This window comes from Frankia sp. EI5c (assembly GCF_001636565.1).
Taxonomy (GTDB): Bacteria; Actinomycetota; Actinomycetes; order Frankiales; family Frankiaceae; genus Parafrankia.
Genome location: NZ_LRTK01000115.1, coordinates 1 through 17,655, shown reverse-complemented (window position 1 = coordinate 17,655; position 17,655 = coordinate 1). Strand labels below are relative to the sequence as shown.

Here is a 17,655-nt window from a genome sequence, read left to right as displayed (position 1 = left end):
GAGGACGTCCGCGGCGGGCACGACCTGCTCACCCAGCTCGGCGTCGACCCCTCGCAGGTGCGCAGCCAGGTGGAGGCCGCGCTCGCCTCGCCCCCGGCCGGGCCGTGAGCTTCGTCCCGGCCCGGCCTTCAGGCGGTGTCGCCCGCGTGATCCGTGCCGGCGGCCGGGCCGGGTGTCGGGTCCGGGAGGCGTCGGCCGCGGTCCAGATCGAAAAGGTGCAGGTCGTCGGCTGCGACGCGGGCGCGGACCCGGTCGCCGACCGCCGGCTGGTCGGCCCCCGCCCGCACGGTCACCGCCCACCGGCCGAACTCCCCGGTGCAGTGGACCACGGCGGAGTCACCGGTGAACTCCACGACGTCGACCAGCCCCGAGACGACCAGCCCGGCGCCACTCGCCGCCGTCCCGGGCAGTGCGAGCGATTTGTCGGCCGGGGATGCGTCCAGTACCGCGTCACCCGGCCGCCAGCCCAGCCGGACGCGGGGCGGCACCGCGGAACCGGCAGCCCCACAGCACCGCAGGCAGCCCCAGCACCGCCGGGGGCCACGACACCGCCGGGAAGCAGCGCGCGCAGACCGCCCTCCGCCGACGTCCCGGCGGTTGCGCCACGAACCGGCTCGCCGTGATCAGCGACAGCGCCCAGATGGCAGTGCCGGGATCGCCGAGCCAGTCCTGCTCGGGCAGGCCGACCGCCCCGAGCGTCCGGTTGGCCACCCCGCCGAGCGGGTCGAGGATGAACCGCCACACCACCGCCGTCGCCACCGGCGCGAGGACGACGGGCATGAACAGCAGCGATCGGTGGCGGTCGCTCGCCTTCCCCTGGTGCTTCCAGAGCATGATTGCCAGGGCTTCTCGAAGCCGGCCTCGCTGGTGGCGAACTTGACGAACTCCCAGGCGGCACGCTTGTGCTGGTCGTCCTTGGCGAGCACCGCGAGACCGGCGCCCGAGTAGGTGGGCTTCTCCGGCTTGGAGCCGAAGGTGGGGAAGCCGGCCGTAGGCAGTTCGAACTTGTCCTTCGCGGCCTTCATCGCGCTCGCGAGAACGGCGCTGCTCCCGACCAGCATGCCGAGCTTGCCGCTGGTGAACGCGGCCAGCGCCGTCTCGGTGTTCACGGCGGGCATCGCGCCGGACTTCGTGAGGTCCCGCAGCGTCGCCAGTGCGTCGACGGCGGGCTTGGCGTCCAGGGTGATCCCGCCCTTGGCGTCGACGAGGCTCCCGCCGTTGCTGTTCACCACCGACTGCGTCATGAAGTCCGACTTGCCGGAGTCGACAACGCTGTAATAAACGCCTTCGGCGCCCGTCGCCTTGATTTTGAGCGCGGCCGCCTTCACATCTTCGACAGTGGACGGCGGATCGCTCGGATCGAGACCGGCGGCCCGGAACAGGTCCGCGTTGAGGTACACGATCGGGATCGACATCGTGTACGGCATGGCCTTGACGGTGCCGTCGACGGCGACCGCGGAGAGAACCTGCCGGGAGATGCCGGCGACATGCTCGTCCTAGTGCCGCCCTGGATAGCCGAACGCAAACGTAAATTCCGATCCGGCCATTGCGTTTTCGAATCGACAGCCGGGCCGGATATCCACCGGCTCGACTGCCCCCGGCAGGGCTCCCCGCTGCCGCCTACGGAACTCCCGGCCGCCGGCACGACACGGCGCGGTGCGGCAGGTCTTGGAAGCGCCCCGTCACCCCCGGCGTCGGATGACGGGNGCATCACGGCCGGTTCCCGCGACCGCTGAGGTCCCGGCTCCGGTGGCCGCCTTCTCCTCGTGGTACTCCTGTTCGACGTTGACGGTCCACACGTCATGCCGGGTGCCGTCGAGGATGTTCTCCACGGTGAGCATCGCCGTCAGCATCGAATGGTCGGCGTTGTTGTAGCGATGCATTCCGTTGCGGCCGACGGGATACACGTTGGCGGCGTTCTCCGCCAACCAGGCTCTCATGACCTCGACATTGCGCCGGTAGAACTGGTCGTAGGTCGGGTAGGCCTTGGGCACCCGGACCACATGCCCGCCCTCGACGGAACCCGGGCTGATCAGGCCGAGGGCCTCGAGTTCCGCCGTACCCAGCGCGANGAGCTGGTCGTCGGATCTCGTCCACATGTCGTCCCCCTCGAACACGAAGAATTCCAGACCGAGGCAGGTGCGGCCTTCCTTCACCAGGTACGGCGACCACGATCCGTAGTTCTGGATGCGCCCCACCCGCACACCGGGATCATGGATGTAGATCCAGTTGTCCGGGAAGCTGAACTCCAACGGCACGATCAGCGCGACCGTCAGGTAGTCGCGGTAGCGGAGGTCATTCGCCGCGTCGAGGACGTGCGCGGGCGGCGGCGGATCCATGCTCGTGAGCAGCGCGGACATCGGCATCGAGGAGATCACGTGCTCGGCGGGCACCNGGTTCCGCTGCCCGGAGGCGGTGGTGACCGTCACGGCGACAGCCCGCCCATCCGCCCGGTGGATAGCCGTCACGGCCGAGTTCAGGACGATCTGGCCGCCCTTCTTCTCGACCTTGCGGGCGGCCTCCTCCCACATCATCCCCGGTCCGTACTTCGGGTAGCGGAACTCCTCGATGAGGCTGGTGATCTTCTTCTGGTTCCGTTTCGGAAGGACCGCGTTGACGATCGCCGTCGAAAGGGACAGGTTCTTGACCCGCTGAGCGGCCCAGTCCGCAGGCATCTCGCTGACCGGGATTCCCCACAGCTTCTCCGTGTAGGTCTTGAAGAACGTCCGGTACAGGCGCCAGCCGAACCGGGCCACCAGCCATGACTCGTAGTTGGTGTCCTGGTCCTTCGGCGGGCGCGCCCGGGCGTGCAGGTAGGAGCCGATCGCGAGCGTGGCCTCGCGCGGCCCGAGGTTGCGCAGGGCGTTCAGGGCTTTCAGCGGGTAGTCGTAGAGCCTGCCCTGGTAGTAGATGCGGCTCATCCGCGGCCGGAGCAGAAAGTCCTCCGCGGGCAGGATCTCGCCCCAGAGCGCTTCCACCTCCGCGACCTTGGTGAAGAAGCGGTGCCCACCGATGTCGAACCGCCAGCCATCCCGGACGACGGTGCGGCTGATCCCACCCACGACGTCGTCGGACTCGAACACCGTGACCGGCGCGCCGCGTGACGCCAGCCGGTAGGCGGCAGTCAGCCCGGCGGGGCCGGCGCCGATGACAACGGTATGGGGGTGCCCGGCAACGGTATGGGGGTGCCCGGGTTCGGCCACGGTGCCTCCTTCGCGCGGTCGCGGTCCCGTTCGGCCGGCGGGATCCGCGGCTCGACGCAGCCGTCGACGGCAGTGGATGGACAGGATCGTCCAGAATTCTAGACACCGGCGTCCAAGACTAGGGTGAGAGGGTGCCCGAGCAAGCCCCCGAGCCGCCGCGGCACCCGCGGACGGCCAGCCGCGGCCGACCGGCCAAGCGTGACGCGATCATGGCGGCGGCGCTGGACCTCTTCGTCCGCCAGGGGTACGCGACGACCACGCTGGAGGACGTCGCCGCGGCCACTCCGGTCTCCCGCCAGACCGTCTACAACCACTTCGGCGACAAAGAGACCCTGTTTCTCACTGTCATCGACGAACACCTCACCGCAACGCTGGGCACGTTGCGCGATGCGACCGCGCACTTCCCCAGCCGTCTGCCGGACCCCGAGGTCTACCTGAACGAGCTCGCGCGCAGGATCATGGCGACTTTCCTGCACCCGCGCACCTCGTCGCTGCGCCTGCTTCTGCAGACCGAAGGACCCCGGCACCCGCAGCTGATGCAGCTCTGGCGCCAGCGGGTGGCCGCACCCGTCTGGTCGGAGCTGATCGGCCAGCTCGCCCGCCTCGCACACGGCGGCGCGCTGCGCATCGACGATCCCGCCCGTGCCGCCGGCCATTTCATCGCCCTCGTCAACGGGACCGTCTGGGAGATGACCGAACTCGGCACCTTCGCCATCCACACCCCGCCAGCTCTCGACGACCCGGACCTCGACAGAGCCCTCCGCTCGGCCGTAGGGCTCTTTGTCCGGGGCTACTCCAGGTAACCACTTCGGCCCCAGGGACCGTGGTCGTCACCGAACCGGCATCGGGGTGGGCCGACGGTCACCCTGCCTTCGAGACCGGCCCGCAGCGACGATGCGGTGCGTGGCGGTGATGGCATGGTGGCGGTGCTGTGGTGGCGGTTGTGGTGGCGGTTGTGGTGGTGCGGTGATGGAGCGCTACCGGGTGTCAACCCCGCGTGGTCTCTGCTGGTACGGAGCGGCAGAGCCGGCCTGGGTCGCTGTTAGCGTCGTGCGCATGCTGCCCGCGGAACTGCAGAAAGTCGACCGGAGTCACCTGCGTGCCGCGGTGGGCGACACCACCTACCGGCGGGGAATGCAGTACGCGCAGCAGGGTGCCGTGGTCGAGATGTCGTGGCGTCCGGAGGGAGAAGCGCTTTACGGCATGGTGGCGGGAAGCCACGGAGAGCGTTATGTGACCACGGTCTATTTCAGCGGGCGCGGCTCCGCGGAGCCATGGTGGTTCGAGGACTCCCAGTGCACCTGCCCGGTCGGCGTCGACTGCAAGCATGCCGTCGCGCTCGTGCTGACGGCGGTCATGCAGGCGCCCGCTGGCCGCCGGGACGGAGGAGGTGGCGCGCACCCGGCTGACAACCGCCCGGTCCGGGCCGCCGGTCGTGTGGTCCGAAGCGCTGGTGGTGCAGGCCGGGGTGCCGGCAGCGGGGGTCGGGGGACTGCCGCCGGGTCGAGCAGCTGGGCATCGTCACTGTCGGCGCTGCTCGCAGGGCGGTCGGCGAAGGACGAGTCTGGAGGCGGGACGCCGCTGGCCATCGAGCTCACGCTCTCCGCCGAGATGCCGACGGCCCAGCCGAGGAGCCGCGGCGGCGGGCCGCGCCTGGGAGTACGCGCGCGCCTGGTGAAACCCGGGAAGACCACCTGGGTCAACGCGCTCTCCTGGTCGAAGCTGAACTCACCCTACGGGTACTACCAGCTGGACAGCTTTCTCCCGGCGCATGTGCGGATCCTGCGGGAGATGTACGCCGTCTACCTTTCCGGGCAGGAGGAGACCGCGTACGGCGCCTATTCTTACGGGGACGATAAATACCTCGATCTCGGCGCCTTCACGAGTTCCCGGCTGTGGCCGCTGCTCGACGAGGCCGCCGCCGCCGGCGTGCGGCTGGTGCACGGGCGTAAACGGCTCGGGGACATCGGGCCCTACGTTTCCGCGGAACTTTGCCTTGACGTGACCAGCGCCGGACCCGGAACCAGGAAGGCGACGCCGCTCACCATCGCTCCCCTGCTTCGCCTGGCCGACACGGACACGGCGGTGGCGCCGTTCGCGTTCATCGGCGACCACGGGCTCGTCGGCATCGACCGGGCGGAGATCGCGGTCACGGACAACCACGAGGACTGGCGCATCCAGCTGGCCCGGCTGAGCGCTCCCGCCCCGCCGGCGCTGGTTCGGCTGGCGCTGGCGAACCGGAGCCTGCGGATTCCGGCCAACGGGCGCGCGCGGTTCGAGGCCGAGTTCTACCCGGGGCTGCGGCGCGTGGCCCGGATCATCTCCAGTGACGGTTCCTTCGAGCCGCCGGTGATCACGCCGCCGGCACTCGTCCTGCGGGCGGACTTCGGGCCGTCCCACACCTCCGAGATCACCTGGGAGTGGGCCTACACGGTCGGCGGCACGCCACTTCGGGCACCGCTGAGCGGCCACGACGATCCCGACGGCCCCGGCGACGCCGCCGGTGGTGGTGGTGGCGGCGGTGGCGCCGCTCGCGGCGGCGGAGCGGCCGGCAACGGCATCGGAGGCGCACCCGTCAGCGGGTTCCGGGACAGGGAGGCCGAGGCCAGGATCCTCGCCGGTCTGCGGCTGCCGCCGGGCTCCACCGCGCTGCTGTCGCCGGGCTGGGGCGCCGGCCGGCAGCCGCACCTTGAGGACGAGTACATCTCGGCCGACCCGGTGCGTCTGAGCGGGGTCGAGACGATGCGGTTCGCGACGGAGCTGCTCCCCGCGCTCACGGCGCACGAGGAGATCACGGTCGAGGTCAGCGGACGTCCCGCGGACTACCGCGAGGCCGGTGACCTGCTTCAGATCGAGGTCGCGACGGACGAGGTTCCCGGCGAGCGGGACTGGTTCGATCTCGGGGTCGCCGTCACGCTGGACGGGCGCGAGATCCCGTTCTCGGCGCTCCTGGTGGCGCTGAGCAGGCAGGAATCGCACCTGCTCCTCGAGGACGGCACCTACTTCAGCCTGGACCGGCCCGACCTGCGGACGCTGCGCGACCTGGTCGAGGAGGCGAAGGAGCTGCGGGACGCCCCCGGCGGCACGCTGCGCATCAGCCGCTTCCAGGCCGGGCTGTGGGAGGAGCTCGTCAGCATCGGCGTCGTCGTCCGCCAGGCCGAGGAGTGGCGCCGGCAGGTCTCCGGGCTGCTGGACCTCGACTCCGCCGGCGCGAAGGAGCCGCCGGAGACACTCCGGGCGAGCCTGCGGCCCTACCAGGGGGACGGGTTCCGGTGGCTGAGCTTCCTGTGGGACTGCCAGCTCGGCGGGATCCTCGCCGACGACATGGGCCTCGGCAAGACGGTGCAGTCGCTGGCGCTGATCTGCCACGCCCGGCAGGCCGACCCGGCGCTGCCACCGTTCCTGATCATCGCGCCGACGAGTGTCGTGTCGAACTGGGCCGCCGAGGCCGCCCGCTTCGCGCCGTCGCTGCGGGTCGCGGTCGTCGCCGACACGCTGCGGCGCCGGGGCGGGAGCCTCACCGAGATCACCGCGGCCGCTGATGTGGTCGTGACGTCCTACACGCTTTTCCGGCTCGACAACGAGGCGTACTCCGCCGTCTCCTGGGCCGGCCTGATTCTCGACGAGGCGCAGACCGTCAAGAACCACCAGTCGAAGGCGTACCAGTGCGCGCGGCTGCTGCCCGCGCCGTTCAAACTGGCGGTGACCGGAACGCCGCTGGAGAACAACGTGATGGAGCTGTGGTCACTGCTGTCGATCACTGCGCCGGGGCTGTTCCCGAACCGCGGCCGGTTTGACGGGTACTACGCTCGCGCGATCGAGAAGCACGGTGACTCCGAACGCCTCGCCCAGCTGCGGCGGCGGATCCGGCCGCTCATGATCCGGCGCACCAAGGAGCAGGTCGCGCCCGAGCTGCCCGCGAAGCAGGAGCAGGTTCTGGAGGTGGAGCTGCACGCGAAGCACCGCCGGGTCTACCAGACGCACCTGCAGCGCGAGCGGCAGAAGGTGCTCGGCCTCATCGACGACATCAACCGCAACCGCTTCACCATTCTGCGGTCGTTGACGGCGCTGCGGCAGCTCAGCCTGCACGCCGGCCTGGTGGACGACAGCTACGGCGAGCTGCCCAGCGCCAAGGTGGACGTGCTGCTCGAACAGCTGCGGGACGTCGTCGACGGCGGGCACCGGGCGCTGGTGTTCAGCCAGTTCACCCGCTTCCTCGGCCTGGTGCGGGAGTCACTCGACGCGGGCGGGGTCGAGTACTGCTATCTCGACGGCGGGACCCGCAACCGGGCCGAGGTGGTGCGGCGGTTCAAGGAAGGGACCGCGCCGGTCTTCCTCATCAGTCTCAAGGCGGGCGGATCCGGTCTGAACCTGACGGAGGCGGACTACTGCTTCCTGCTCGACCCGTGGTGGAATCCGGCCACCGAGGCGCAGGCGGTCGACCGTACTCATCGCATCGGGCAGTCCCGCAACGTCATGGTGTACCGGCTGGTGTCCCGCGACACCATCGAGGAGAAGGTGATGGCGTTGAAGGCGCGCAAGGCGGAGCTGTTCTCCGGCGTCATGGACAACGGCGATTTCGTCGACGCCACGCNGGACGCCGACGACATCCGCGCGCTGCTCTCCTGAAGTAGTGCTGGTCGTCTGAAGCAGTGCCGGACCGCCGCCCGCGAGGAGCCGCCGCCGGAGCCGCCGGCCTGGCCAGGGTGGGGCTTCCGGTGATCCGTGGGCGGGCGGGTGCGGGCGGGCTCGGGTGCGGGCGGGCTCGGGTGCGGGCGGACGCGGGTGCGGGCGGTGGTGGGCGTGGTGGGCGTGGTGGGCGGGTGATCTGACAGTGGCGGTCAGCGTTTCGGGTGGCGGCGCGGGTGTGGCGATGCGGCGACTGAAGACCTCGTGGTGTCTCTTCGGGAGAGGTGTTGACAACCCCGGTGGTGGAGGGGGCGCAAGCCCTCCGGGAGCGGAGACACAACGAGGTCTTCAGTCGCCGTCGGCGCACACTCGCGGACGGGCGGCGCGGGGTGGGTGAGGGCTGTTTCGGGGCCTGTGCGCCCGCTGAAAGCCCTGGTGGCGGCGTTGCGGCGGGTTCCGCCGGATGCGGCGGCCCGCTGGCCGCGCCTCGACCGGGTGGCCGCGGGCCGAGGTGCCCGCGGGCGGGGCGCTGGACATCGCAAGGGGTGGGGCGATGATGTCCCGGTGCCGGCCCGGAGCGGTCGCTCGCCGGGCCTCGCGACCGGCTCGCTACCCGGGGCGTCCCGTCCGATCAGACAGGTCTGTCACCCCGGGCGGGGGCTCCGGGCTGGCCACCGCCGCCGCGGCCTCGGGCAGCCACAACCACCCGGCATCCTGCCCCGAACCACCCGACCGTGATCCACGAGTGCGGCCTAGGATCCGCGGGCTGGGGTGGGGTTGAGGCCATCGCTGTCCCAGGTGATCCGCTGGTCGGCGGGAACGGCCACGGCCTCGATCCGGTGATCTCTGGTGAGCGCATCGATGCATTCCGCGCTGCCGCCGACGTAGGTGCTCATCAGGTCGACGTCGGTGGCGACACACCAGGCACGGTCCTCCGGCCACCACAGGCTGGCCAGCTGCTCCCAGGGCGGTTCTTCCAGCGAAGTGGTCACCGCGGACAGCGGCCCGGTCAGCGCGACCATGGACCGATGCCGCATCGGGATCAGCGGACTTCGATCGGTGGGGACGGCGAGCGCGCCGAAGCCCTCCCACACGGCGAACCAGCACCGCTCGGCGGTCGAGGTGTGCGGGGCGAGCAGCTCGGCGAGACGGGCTGCCTGCGGGATGGGGAGCGAACCCTGGAGGGGCGGGGTGTCCCACAGACCAGGTTGCTGGCCACTCTGCAGATATCGCCAGGAGCCGGTGATCGAGATCCACTCCATCGACGGGTGGTCCACGCGCCCGTTCGCGCGCGCGACGGTGGCCCAGCTGACCTCCTCCCCACCCTGCCAGGCCGGGTGGAACACTCGGGCGTAGGCGGCGAAGCCGCGCGGCACCAGCGAGCCGACCGTGTAGTCGAAGCTTCCGGTCCCCGCGACAACCCAGTCAGCCGGGCTCACGTCGGTGGCCAGGGTCAGCGCACCGATCCGGAACGGGGTGTCGGTCACCCGCCCAGTGTTGCCGGCCGGACTCGGTCGAACCACCGGTTTTCCGGCGGCCGGCGCGGACCGTTTTCCGGCGGCCGGCGCGGACCGGTCATCGCCGCGGTTCGTGCCTGCCGGGCCTATACCATCCCCGGGTGGCCCCATCCCGTGGCATCGAGGCGGCGACGCCTCCCCCGGCCGCCGGGGTGGAGATCTTCACCGACGGGGCCTGTAGCGGCAATCCGGGCCCCGGCGGGTGGGGTGCGATCCTGCGGTACGGCCGCCACGAGAAGACGATCTACGGCGGGGATGCCGCCGACACCACGAACAACCGCATGGAGCTCCTCGCCGCAATCAAGGCCCTGGAGGCGCTGAGCCGACCGTCGGTCGTACGCGTCCACACCGACAGCCAGTACCTGCGCAACGGGGTGAACGGCTGGCTGCACCAGTGGAAGCGCAACGGGTGGAAGACCGCGGACAGGAAGCCGGTCAAGAACGCTGACCTGTGGCAGCGGCTCGACTCGCTGACCGGCCGCCACGACATCGAATGGCTCTGGGTGCGCGGGCACGCCGGGCACCCTGACAACGAGCGCGCCGACCGCCTCGCGCGACGCGGCCTGGCGGAGGCCCGCGCCGGCTCGCGCTGAGCCCGCGCCCCGGGAGGGACATCCGCTGGGCATGGTGCGGATCGTTTCTCACCTTTTCGGCCAGCTCGCCTGATGGAGTTCGCCCGCAACACCGTGATCACAAGCAATTAACGGCATGCCAAATGTCCCTGATCGACATCACCGGGAATCGAGCCCCGGGGCATACCACACCGGCCGGTAAGGAATTTTCTGGGCAACTACGCGCCGGACGCACAGAACCCCCGGGAACCGGCAGATCTCTCACGAGGTGACCGAGCCAGCCACCGGGCGGTGCATTTGAACAAAAGACGAGATGGGAGGATGCCGCCGAAGATCGAGAGGAGATCGCGTGGTGGACCAGGCCGGACCCCAGGACGCAATCAGCACGGATGACCGCGAGGTAACGCTATGGGCGACGGAAAACGACCGCCCGCGGCTTCAGCTGTCAGGGGTCGGCCAGCCCGACACCTCGCCGCCCAGAACGCCCTCTTTCTCCGCTGTTTCCAGGGCTTCCGCCGCACCCGTGGACACCACGATTCCGGCGATTCCCGCTGTTCCTCCGCAGTCGTCCGTCGCAGCCCACCCCGCGGCCGGAGCGGGTGACGGCGCCCGCGGCACCCACAGCGCCCGCGGCACCCGCGGCACCCGCGGCACCGGGCTCGGCCCGCTCGAGACGCTGTCCGATCCACCACCGCTGACGCAGGACGACACCTGGAAGCGGGTGCCCGTCGGCCGGCTCACGGCGCTCGCCGGGCCCGGTCTGGCGGTCGCGGTCGTCCTGATCGGCGCCGTGTACCTGACCTGGCGGGCAGGCACCCTGAGCGGGACGGGCGTGGCCGGGCGCCTCTTCTACTCGGCGGAGGTCGGCAGCTACCTCACGATCGTGTGGACGGCGGTGATGACGTCCCGGATTCGGCCCGGGCAGGTACGGCGCCCGCCGGCACCCGCCGGCACCCTCGACGTCTTCGTCACCGTCTGCGGCGAGCCGGTGGAGATCGTCGAGGCGACCCTGCGGGCCGCGATGGCGATCGACTACCCACACCGCACCTACGTCCTCAACGACGGCCGGATCGCGCGGCGGGAGAACTGGCACGAGATCGACGAGCTCGCCGCCCGGCTCGGGCTGACCTGCTTCACCCGCACAAGCGGGCGGAAGGGCAAGGCGGCCAATCTCAACCACGCCCTCGCGCGCACCGACGCCGACGCGATCATGACGCTGGACGCCGACCACGTCGCCGTGCCCGACCTGGCCGAACGGGTTCTGGGCTACCTGCGGGTTCCGCAGGTCGGGTTCGTCTGCACCGAACAGCGCTTCGACGTCGGCCGGCACGACGTCCTCAACAACGCCGAGCCAATGCTGTACCGGGCGGTGCAGCCCGCGAAGGACCGGGACGGCGCCGCCTCCTCCTGCGGGAACGGCACCCTTTACCGGCGGACGGCGCTGGCGTCGGTGGGCGGGTTCAGCGAGTGGAACATCGTCGAGGACCTGCACACCTCCTACGAGCTGCACGCCCGCGGGTGGCGCAGTGTGTACCACCCGGAGCCGGTGTCCGTCGGGATCGCGCCGGCGACCGCGGCCGAGTACGCCAAGCAGCGCAGCCGGTGGGCGATGGACGGGCTGCGCCTGCTGCTGTTCGACAGCCCGGTGCGCAAGCCGNGGCTGACCGGCTGGCAGCGCGCGCACTACCTGCACACCGGCGTCGGCTACCTGGTGGCGTGCGCGCAGATGCTGTTCCTGCTCGGGCCGCCGATGAACGCGCTGGCGGGAGTGCAGATCGCCGCCGGGGTCTCGCTGACCGCCTACATGCTGCACGCCCTGCCCTACCTCGCCGGGTCGATGCTGCTCATCGCCCGTTACGCCGGCCTGCGCGGGGCGCACCGCACGATCGCCAGCACCCTGTTCAACGCGCCGCTCTACGCGCTGGCCTTCCTGCGCGTGGTGCTCGCCGGACGTCCCGAAGCCGGCGCCACCGCGAAGACCGCACTGCCCCGGATGTCGCTCCTGCTGCTCCCGCAGGCCCTCTTCGCGGCCACGCTGATCGCCACCGTCGTCGTGGTCGGGCTCAACCCGGACGTGGCCGACCTGTCCACGCTGGTGTGGGCGGGCGCTCTGCTGGCGATGATCTCCGGGCCGCTGTCCGCGCTGTCGGAACGATCCGCAGTGGTCGAGCGGGTTCAGCTCCCCATCCGGGTCGCCATCGCGGTGACGGTGCTCGGCTTCGCCGCCACAGCCCTGCTGACCAGCTGACACCGACTGACCAGCTGACACCGACTGACCAGCTGACACCGACTGACCAGCTGACACCGACTGACCAGCTGACACCGACTGACCAGCTGACCAACACGCGCGCGGTCCGGCGGGGCGATTCAGAGGTTCTTTCGCAGGAAGGACACCGCCGCCAGGCTCCAGATCATGACCACCCACACCACCGCCCACAGCAGGTAGGCGCCGGTCGGCGATGCCATGCTCAGGAAGGGGAATGCCTGGATGTCGCTGCCGCTGAGCCGCTGGAACACCGACGGGTCCTGGAACGCGTTCATCGCCCCGCGCCACAGGCCGTCGGTGGGCAGCAGAATCCGCGACACGGTGCCGATCCGCTCCATGCTGCTGTTCTCGAGCGCCGCGCCCACGCCCCCGACCACCCCGGCCACCCAGGTAGCCCCGAACAGACCGATCGAGACCACGCCGGAGGCCATCGGCGACACCGCCGTCGACAGCAGGAGGGCGAGGGTCAGCAGCACGGTCACCTGCGCGGCGAGCAGCGCGAGAGCCGTCGCCGGCCGCGGCGGCCAGTAGCCGGCCGCCGCCTTGACGACGAGGCACTGGGCCAGCCCGGCGAGCACGATGTAGACGCAGCCGAACACCACCAGGCCGAGCCACTTGCCCAGCAGGAACGCCGAGCGGCGGACCGGCCGGGCGAGCACCGCCAGCGCGATGCCCGACTCGGTCTCGCCGGCGAGCGTGGGGCCGGCGAGGAACGCGGTGCCCAGCGCGGCGATCAGGCTGAAACCGAACATGACCAGGTTGAGGATCTGGGAGGATGCCACCAGCCGCTCGCCGGTGGTCAGCTCACCCAGCTCCGACCCGCCGCCCAGCTGGGAGAACCCCCAGCCGCTCAGCGCCAGCAGCATCACCGTGAGCGCACCGAGCGCGAGCATCACCTTGCGCCGTGACGATTCCCGCAGCGTGAGCACGGCGATGGTGAGCACAACCCGGAGCGTCCCCGCCCCCAGCCACCCCGAGGACGTCCCGCCCGCCCTCGTCCGGGGCGACGGAGAGTTCCGGGACGTCCGGGACGTCCTGGACGAAGGGGACGGCGCAACGGCCGGGGAGGCCGGGGAGCCTGGTGCTGGTACTGCCGGTGAGGTTGACCCCGGCGGTGCTGGTCGGGATGTCATCGGTCGCCCTCCGGTCGGTCGGCGGTGCCCTCGCGCAGGATGCCGAGCAGCCGCTCCTCCAGGCTGATCCGCGCGGGCTCGACGGAGTGCACCCGCACCCCCAGCGCGACGAGCGCGGCCACCAAGTCGGGAACCACCTCCCTGGAGGCCGGATCCGGGTCGGCCTCGTCGGGTGGCAGCACCACCGTGAACCAGTCGTCCGACCGCTCGACCGTGCCGGCCGCCGCCAGCCGCCGATGGGCGGCCGGGGAGACGTCGGTCAGCCGCAGCCGGAGCGCGCGCTGGCCGAGGAGCTCCGGCAGCGAGCCGGCGGCCGCGACCCGGCCGTGGTCGAGGATCACCACCCGGTCGCACACCCGCTCCACCTCGCCGATCAGATGCGAGTTGAGCAGCACCGCGACGCCGCGGGAACGCAGATCCAGCACGATGTCGCGGACGTCGGCGCGCCCGAGCGGGTCCAGGGCGCTCGTCGGCTCGTCGAGGATCACCAGTTCCGGACGGGCCACCAGCGCGACCGCCAGGCCGAGCCGCTGCTGCATCCCCTTGGAGAACCCGCCCACCCGGTCGCCGACCCGCTCGGCCAGCCCGACCAGGGCCAGGCAGGCCCGTCGCTCCCGCGTGCTCACCTCCAGGCCTGACAGCCGGACGTGCAGGGTCATCACCTCGTCCGCGCTCAGCCAGGGCTGGTAGCGGAAGAGTTCGGGCAGGTAGCCGACACGGGTCCTGGCCGCCGGATCGGTGGCCGGCCGCCCGAGCAGCAGCACCTCGCCCTCGTCCGGGCGGACCAGCCCCAGCAGCATCTTGATCACCGAGGTCTTGCCGGCCCCGTTCGGGCCCAGCAGGCCGACGACCTGCCCCCGCGCCACCTCCAGAGACACGTCCGCGACGGCCGTGCGCCGGCCGTACCGCTTCCGCAGACCCGAGCACCACACCGCGGGCGACGGCTCCAGACCCTCGACCAGCCGCGCGGTGTCCCGGAGCGTGATCTCGTCGACGTTACTCACCGCCATCACCGCAGCTTCCCGGCAATCGGGAGGAGCTCCTTGGTGGACAGCGAGCCACCCACCACGCTCAGGACGCCCTCGTCGACCCAGACCACCGCCGCGAAGGAGCCGTCCCGGCTGGCCAGCGCGGTCGCCTGGACGCCGTCGAGATCCACGGTCGTCGTGGTGACGTCGTCGGTGGGCACCGGCAGGGGCAGGGTGGCGCCGTCCGCCGTGAAGGCGCGGAGCTGCCTCGCGACATGGTCCGGCAGGCCGGGCAGCGACAGCATGTAGTCGCGGACCGTTTCGAACGGGACGTCGGACGAGAACGCCTTGGGCGCCACCGCGCGACCCACGATCAGCGCCGGCATCCCGGCCGCGGACGGCCAGACCCGCGCCACGCCCGGGCCGGCGACCAGCCGCACCCGAGTGCCGTCCAGGCCGGGCGGAACCGGCGGGAGCGCCTCGCCCGCGGCCGCGGCGGCCTGCGCCGCGCGCTGCGCCGAGAAGGTGAACACCCCCTCCACCTGGTCACTCACCTGGTAGCGCGGCTCGCCGTCGACACCGGTCGGTGGCCGGCCGATGTCGGGCAGGTCGAGACCGGTCCGCCTGGCCGCGTCGGCCGCGTTGTCAACCTCCCGCAGGTCCGCCTCCTGGCTCACCTCCACCTGGCCGTAGGCCCGCAGGTCGGGCAACGCGACGAGATCGGCCGTGCTGAGGCCGATCACCGCGACCCGCTCCGTCCGGAAGATCTGCAACCAGCCGTTCGCGGCGGCGGTACCCGCCCCGGCGAGCACGGCGACGGCGACCAGCGCCGCGACCACCGGACGTCGCGCGGACGACCCCAGCCGCGGACGGCGCGCGGACAGCGGGCCCGTCTGGGGCCGGGTGCGTGCGTGCCCGGCCGCAGGGTCCGTTCCCGCGGCGGGCATCGCCGCCACCAGACGCCGCCAGGCCGCCTCCTCATCGAGGCCGTCGACCTCACCCGGGCCACCGCCGGTGGCGCCGAGGTTGCCGGCCAGCGCCGCGCCGACGATGACCGCGTCCGCGCGCATGGCGGCCAGCGCCGCCAGGCAGCGCGGGCAGCCCGCGGCGTGCTCGCGGTCGGTGTCGGCCACCCCGGCCGGCTCGTCGAGCAGCCGGCGCAGCACGCCGTCAGATGTGTGACCCATGACGGTTCAGCTCCTTGCGCAGTGCGGCCTCGGCCCGGCGGACGGTGGTGCCGATGCTGGTCGGTGACATGTCGAGAGCCGCGGCGACGTCGGCGTAGCTCAGGCCGCTGTGCCTGAGCAGCAGCGCCACGGCCTGGGTGCGCGGCAGCCGGGCGAGGGCGGCGCGCACCTGGCGATGCTCGTCCCGCGCGACCACCGCCTCGGCCACATCCGGGACGACGGTGTTCTCGACCGTCGCCGCCGCCTCCTCCCGCCCGGCACGCCGCCGGTGCGAGCGGATCGTGTTCAGCGCGGTGTGCGCGGCGGCGACACAGAGCCAGCCACGGGTGCGGGCCGCCGGCACCGCCGACCGGCTGAACGACAGGAACACCTCCTGGGCGACGTCCTGCGCCTGGTCGCGGTCGCCGAGCACCCCGGCGGCCACGCTGACAACCACCCGGTAGTCGCGCCGGAACACCTCGTCCAGGTCGGGCCGTACCTGCGCCGCGCCGGCGGCGGGACACCGGCCGGGATGAGACAGCACCACGCGACCGCCCCTCCCCTCCGCCCCGTCCCGGTGGCCGGCGGCGACGGCAGCCGTGCCGGGGCCTGCCAGGGCGGGGATGCCCGCCGCCTGCCCGTGCCGAATCAGGTCCATATCGATACAGCACCGCCGGAGGCCCACGTGTGACATTCAGGTGGGCACGGGCACGCCGGCACGGGGCTCCGGCACGGGCACCGGGCACGGGCGCCGGGCACGGGCACCGGGCACGGGCACCGGGCGACCCCGTGGGCGGCCGGGCCGGAAATCAACCCGGCTTGCGCCCTGGCAACCAAAAGTACCCACCGACAATGTCCGTGGACGTCCGAAAGTGGCGGCGGTATCGTCTGCCGCACATTGTTCGCGGCTATCGACGGGGGTAGGTGCCGTGACGACCAACCTGACAGTTGGCATGAGGTTCCGAAGGATCGCCGGATTCGGGTTCGGTGGCATCCCATTCATCATGGCCCTTGGCCTGGCATACCTGATGGCGACTCTTCCGGAGCTCTTTCGGCTCCTTGCGGACGCGGGTGTCGACCGGCCCTGGGCCGAGCCGGTAACCGCGTGGCTCGAGACCACCTCCGCGGACTGGCAGCGCGCACTCCAGGAGCCCGCGATCACCGATCAGGTGTCGTTGCTGCTGCGCGGCGTGCTGCTGGCCGTTCCGCTGCTGTGGGCGGCGTCCCTGGTCAGGGCGGCCCGGGTCGGGTCGGCGCGCCCGTTCGTCGCGATGGTCACCGCGGGCGTGCTCGCCGTGCTGGCGCTGCCACTGATCGGTTGGCTCTGCACGGCCGGGGCCGCCGTGTCCCGGTTCGCCCGGTCCGTCACCGAGCTGATCAGGGATGTGATCGCCTGGTTCGGCCCGCTGTGGCTCGTCCTCGGCTGGATCTTCGTCGTGCTGTTCGGGCTGGCCGCCCTCGCGTTCGTGGGGTTCGTCATCTACAGCATCGTGCTGTTCCTGCACCAGAATCGACTCTGGGCGGCGACCGCGGCCGTGATCGCGCTCCTGGCGGCGATCGCCCTGGTGATCCGGCTCGGCCTGCTCGACGGGATCTTCGCCTGGGTCGCGGGCGTCGCCCAGGCGCTGGCGTCCTGGCTGGCCGCGGGGCTCGGCTGGCTCGCCACCTGGTCGGTCATAGTGACCTTGGCCCTGTTCGTCGCCGGCAGCGTGTTCGCGGTGCTCGGCCAGGTCGGCCACATGCTGTTCTCGCAGCTGGGCTCCGCGACCAGGGCCGGGCGGGAGCAGGCCGCCTGCATCGATCTCGGCGCGGGCATGGGCGTCACCCTCTCGCTGTTCCTGTGCGCCGCGATCGCGGACGTGAACTCGTTCCGCCCGGTACTGCACGAGGCCTGGCGAACGACCCCGCTCGTCAATTACCTCCCAGATCCGACCGGGACGTACGAGCTTCTCGTGACCGACGCCGCCGAGCGGGTGGTGAGCCCGGCGTTCACCAACTACTCGGCGACGGTCAGCGCCGTGGTCTTCCTCCTCGTCGCCGCCCTCGGCCTCCTCGCGCTGCTTTTCCAGGAAGGCTCCTGGGACACCAACGGAACAGCCCGGATCACTCGTCCGGTGCTGCTCGGAGTCGGGCTTGCGGTCGCGCTCGCCATCCCAATTCTGATAATCACAGTGCAGGTCGACCCGGGGCGCGGTGCCGGG

General features: G+C 71.5%; 10 protein-coding genes and 6 pseudogenes. 6 read left to right on the top strand and 10 right to left on the bottom strand.

Going from position 1 to position 17,655, the window contains the following annotated elements:
* Nucleotides 1-128: 128 nt before the first annotated feature.
* From UG55_RS25570 to UG55_RS43840, 5 genes and pseudogenes are all read right to left on the bottom strand, one after another.
* Nucleotides 129-488, bottom strand: coding sequence for a TOBE domain-containing protein (locus UG55_RS25570; protein ID WP_066074226.1), 360 nt, complete (start codon nucleotides 486-488; stop codon nucleotides 129-131).
* Between the two features lie 135 nt (nucleotides 489-623).
* Nucleotides 624-1,427 (bottom strand): extracellular solute-binding protein, encoded by an 804-nt coding sequence (locus tag UG55_RS27950; protein WP_083987200.1) that lies wholly within the window; start codon nucleotides 1,425-1,427, stop codon nucleotides 624-626.
* Between the two features lie 280 nt (nucleotides 1,428-1,707).
* Nucleotides 1,708-2,071 (bottom strand): annotated as a pseudogene (locus UG55_RS43850) (FAD-dependent oxidoreductase); the annotation flags it as partial.
* A gap of 1 nt (nucleotide 2,072) precedes the next feature.
* Nucleotides 2,073-2,394: pseudogene (locus UG55_RS43845) on the bottom strand (FAD-dependent oxidoreductase); the annotation flags it as partial.
* A gap of 1 nt (nucleotide 2,395) precedes the next feature.
* Nucleotides 2,396-3,203: FAD-dependent oxidoreductase (locus tag UG55_RS43840; RefSeq protein WP_242425108.1), on the bottom strand; the 808-nt coding region annotated here is incomplete at its 3' end.
* Nucleotides 3,204-3,412: 209 nt separating this feature from the next.
* Between UG55_RS43840 and UG55_RS25550 the strand changes: the two genes are divergently transcribed.
* Both UG55_RS25550 and UG55_RS25545 read left to right on the top strand, forming a co-directional pair.
* Nucleotides 3,413-4,006: a TetR/AcrR family transcriptional regulator gene (locus UG55_RS25550; RefSeq protein ID WP_066074241.1), complete on the top strand. Its 594-nt coding sequence runs from the start codon at nucleotides 3,413-3,415 to the stop codon at nucleotides 4,004-4,006.
* A 253-nt stretch (nucleotides 4,007-4,259) separates the two neighbouring features.
* A pseudogene (locus UG55_RS25545) lies at nucleotides 4,260-7,797 on the top strand (SNF2-related protein); the annotation flags it as partial.
* Nucleotides 7,798-8,584: 787 nt separating this feature from the next.
* On the opposite strand, the gene UG55_RS43835 reads toward UG55_RS25545, so the two are convergent.
* Complete coding sequence (locus UG55_RS43835; RefSeq protein ID WP_083987199.1) at nucleotides 8,585-9,319, bottom strand: hypothetical protein; 735 nt, start codon at nucleotides 9,317-9,319, stop codon at nucleotides 8,585-8,587.
* Between the two features lie 131 nt (nucleotides 9,320-9,450).
* Between UG55_RS43835 and rnhA the strand changes: the two genes are divergently transcribed.
* The 3 genes and pseudogenes from rnhA to UG55_RS43825 all read left to right on the top strand — a co-directional run.
* On the top strand, nucleotides 9,451-9,942 hold the full coding sequence (gene rnhA / locus UG55_RS25535; protein ID WP_242425107.1) for a ribonuclease HI: 492 nt from the start codon (nucleotides 9,451-9,453) through the stop codon (nucleotides 9,940-9,942).
* A gap of 292 nt (nucleotides 9,943-10,234) precedes the next feature.
* Nucleotides 10,235-11,578 (top strand): annotated as a pseudogene (locus UG55_RS46410) (glycosyltransferase); the annotation flags it as partial.
* A gap of 1 nt (nucleotide 11,579) precedes the next feature.
* Nucleotides 11,580-12,169, top strand: a pseudogene (locus UG55_RS43825) (glycosyl transferase); the annotation flags it as partial.
* A 119-nt stretch (nucleotides 12,170-12,288) separates the two neighbouring features.
* Here the strand turns inward: UG55_RS43825 and UG55_RS25525 are convergent.
* The 4 genes from UG55_RS25525 to UG55_RS25510 all read right to left on the bottom strand — a co-directional run bounded on the left by UG55_RS25525 (nucleotide 12,289) and on the right by UG55_RS25510 (nucleotide 16,112).
* Nucleotides 12,289-13,131 (bottom strand): ABC transporter permease, encoded by an 843-nt coding sequence (locus UG55_RS25525; RefSeq protein WP_066074212.1) that lies wholly within the window; start codon nucleotides 13,129-13,131, stop codon nucleotides 12,289-12,291.
* 185 nt (nucleotides 13,132-13,316) lie between these two features.
* Nucleotides 13,317-14,330: an ABC transporter ATP-binding protein gene (locus UG55_RS25520; protein ID WP_066074210.1), complete on the bottom strand. Its 1,014-nt coding sequence runs from the start codon at nucleotides 14,328-14,330 to the stop codon at nucleotides 13,317-13,319.
* A complete protein-coding gene (locus tag UG55_RS25515) occupies nucleotides 14,330-15,475 on the bottom strand; it encodes a hypothetical protein (RefSeq protein WP_066074207.1) in 1,146 nt (381 codons plus the stop codon). The genes UG55_RS25520 and UG55_RS25515 overlap by 1 nt, the downstream gene beginning before the upstream one ends.
* A complete protein-coding gene (locus UG55_RS25510; protein WP_083987198.1) occupies nucleotides 15,459-16,112 on the bottom strand; it encodes a sigma-70 family RNA polymerase sigma factor in 654 nt (217 codons plus the stop codon). The genes UG55_RS25515 and UG55_RS25510 overlap by 17 nt, the downstream gene beginning before the upstream one ends.
* A gap of 346 nt (nucleotides 16,113-16,458) precedes the next feature.
* Here UG55_RS25510 and UG55_RS25505 point away from each other — a divergent pair.
* Nucleotides 16,459-17,655: pseudogene (locus UG55_RS25505) on the top strand (hypothetical protein); the annotation flags it as partial.

What these genes read in the sequence shown, in the direction of transcription:
- UG55_RS25515 (WP_066074207.1), bottom strand. Translation starts at nt 15,475, where the DNA reads ATGGGTCACACATCTGACGGCGTGCTGCGCCGGCTGCTCGACGAGCCG.
- UG55_RS27950 (WP_083987200.1), bottom strand. Translation starts at nt 1,427, where the DNA reads ATGCCGTACACGATGTCGATCCCGATCGTGTACCTCAACGCGGACCTG.
- UG55_RS25510 (WP_083987198.1), bottom strand. Translation starts at nt 16,112, where the DNA reads ATGGACCTGATTCGGCACGGGCAGGCGGCGGGCATCCCCGCCCTGGCA.
- UG55_RS25520 (WP_066074210.1), bottom strand. Translation starts at nt 14,330, where the DNA reads ATGGCGGTGAGTAACGTCGACGAGATCACGCTCCGGGACACCGCGCGG.
- UG55_RS25550 (WP_066074241.1), top strand. Translation starts at nt 3,413, where the DNA reads ATGGCGGCGGCGCTGGACCTCTTCGTCCGCCAGGGGTACGCGACGACC.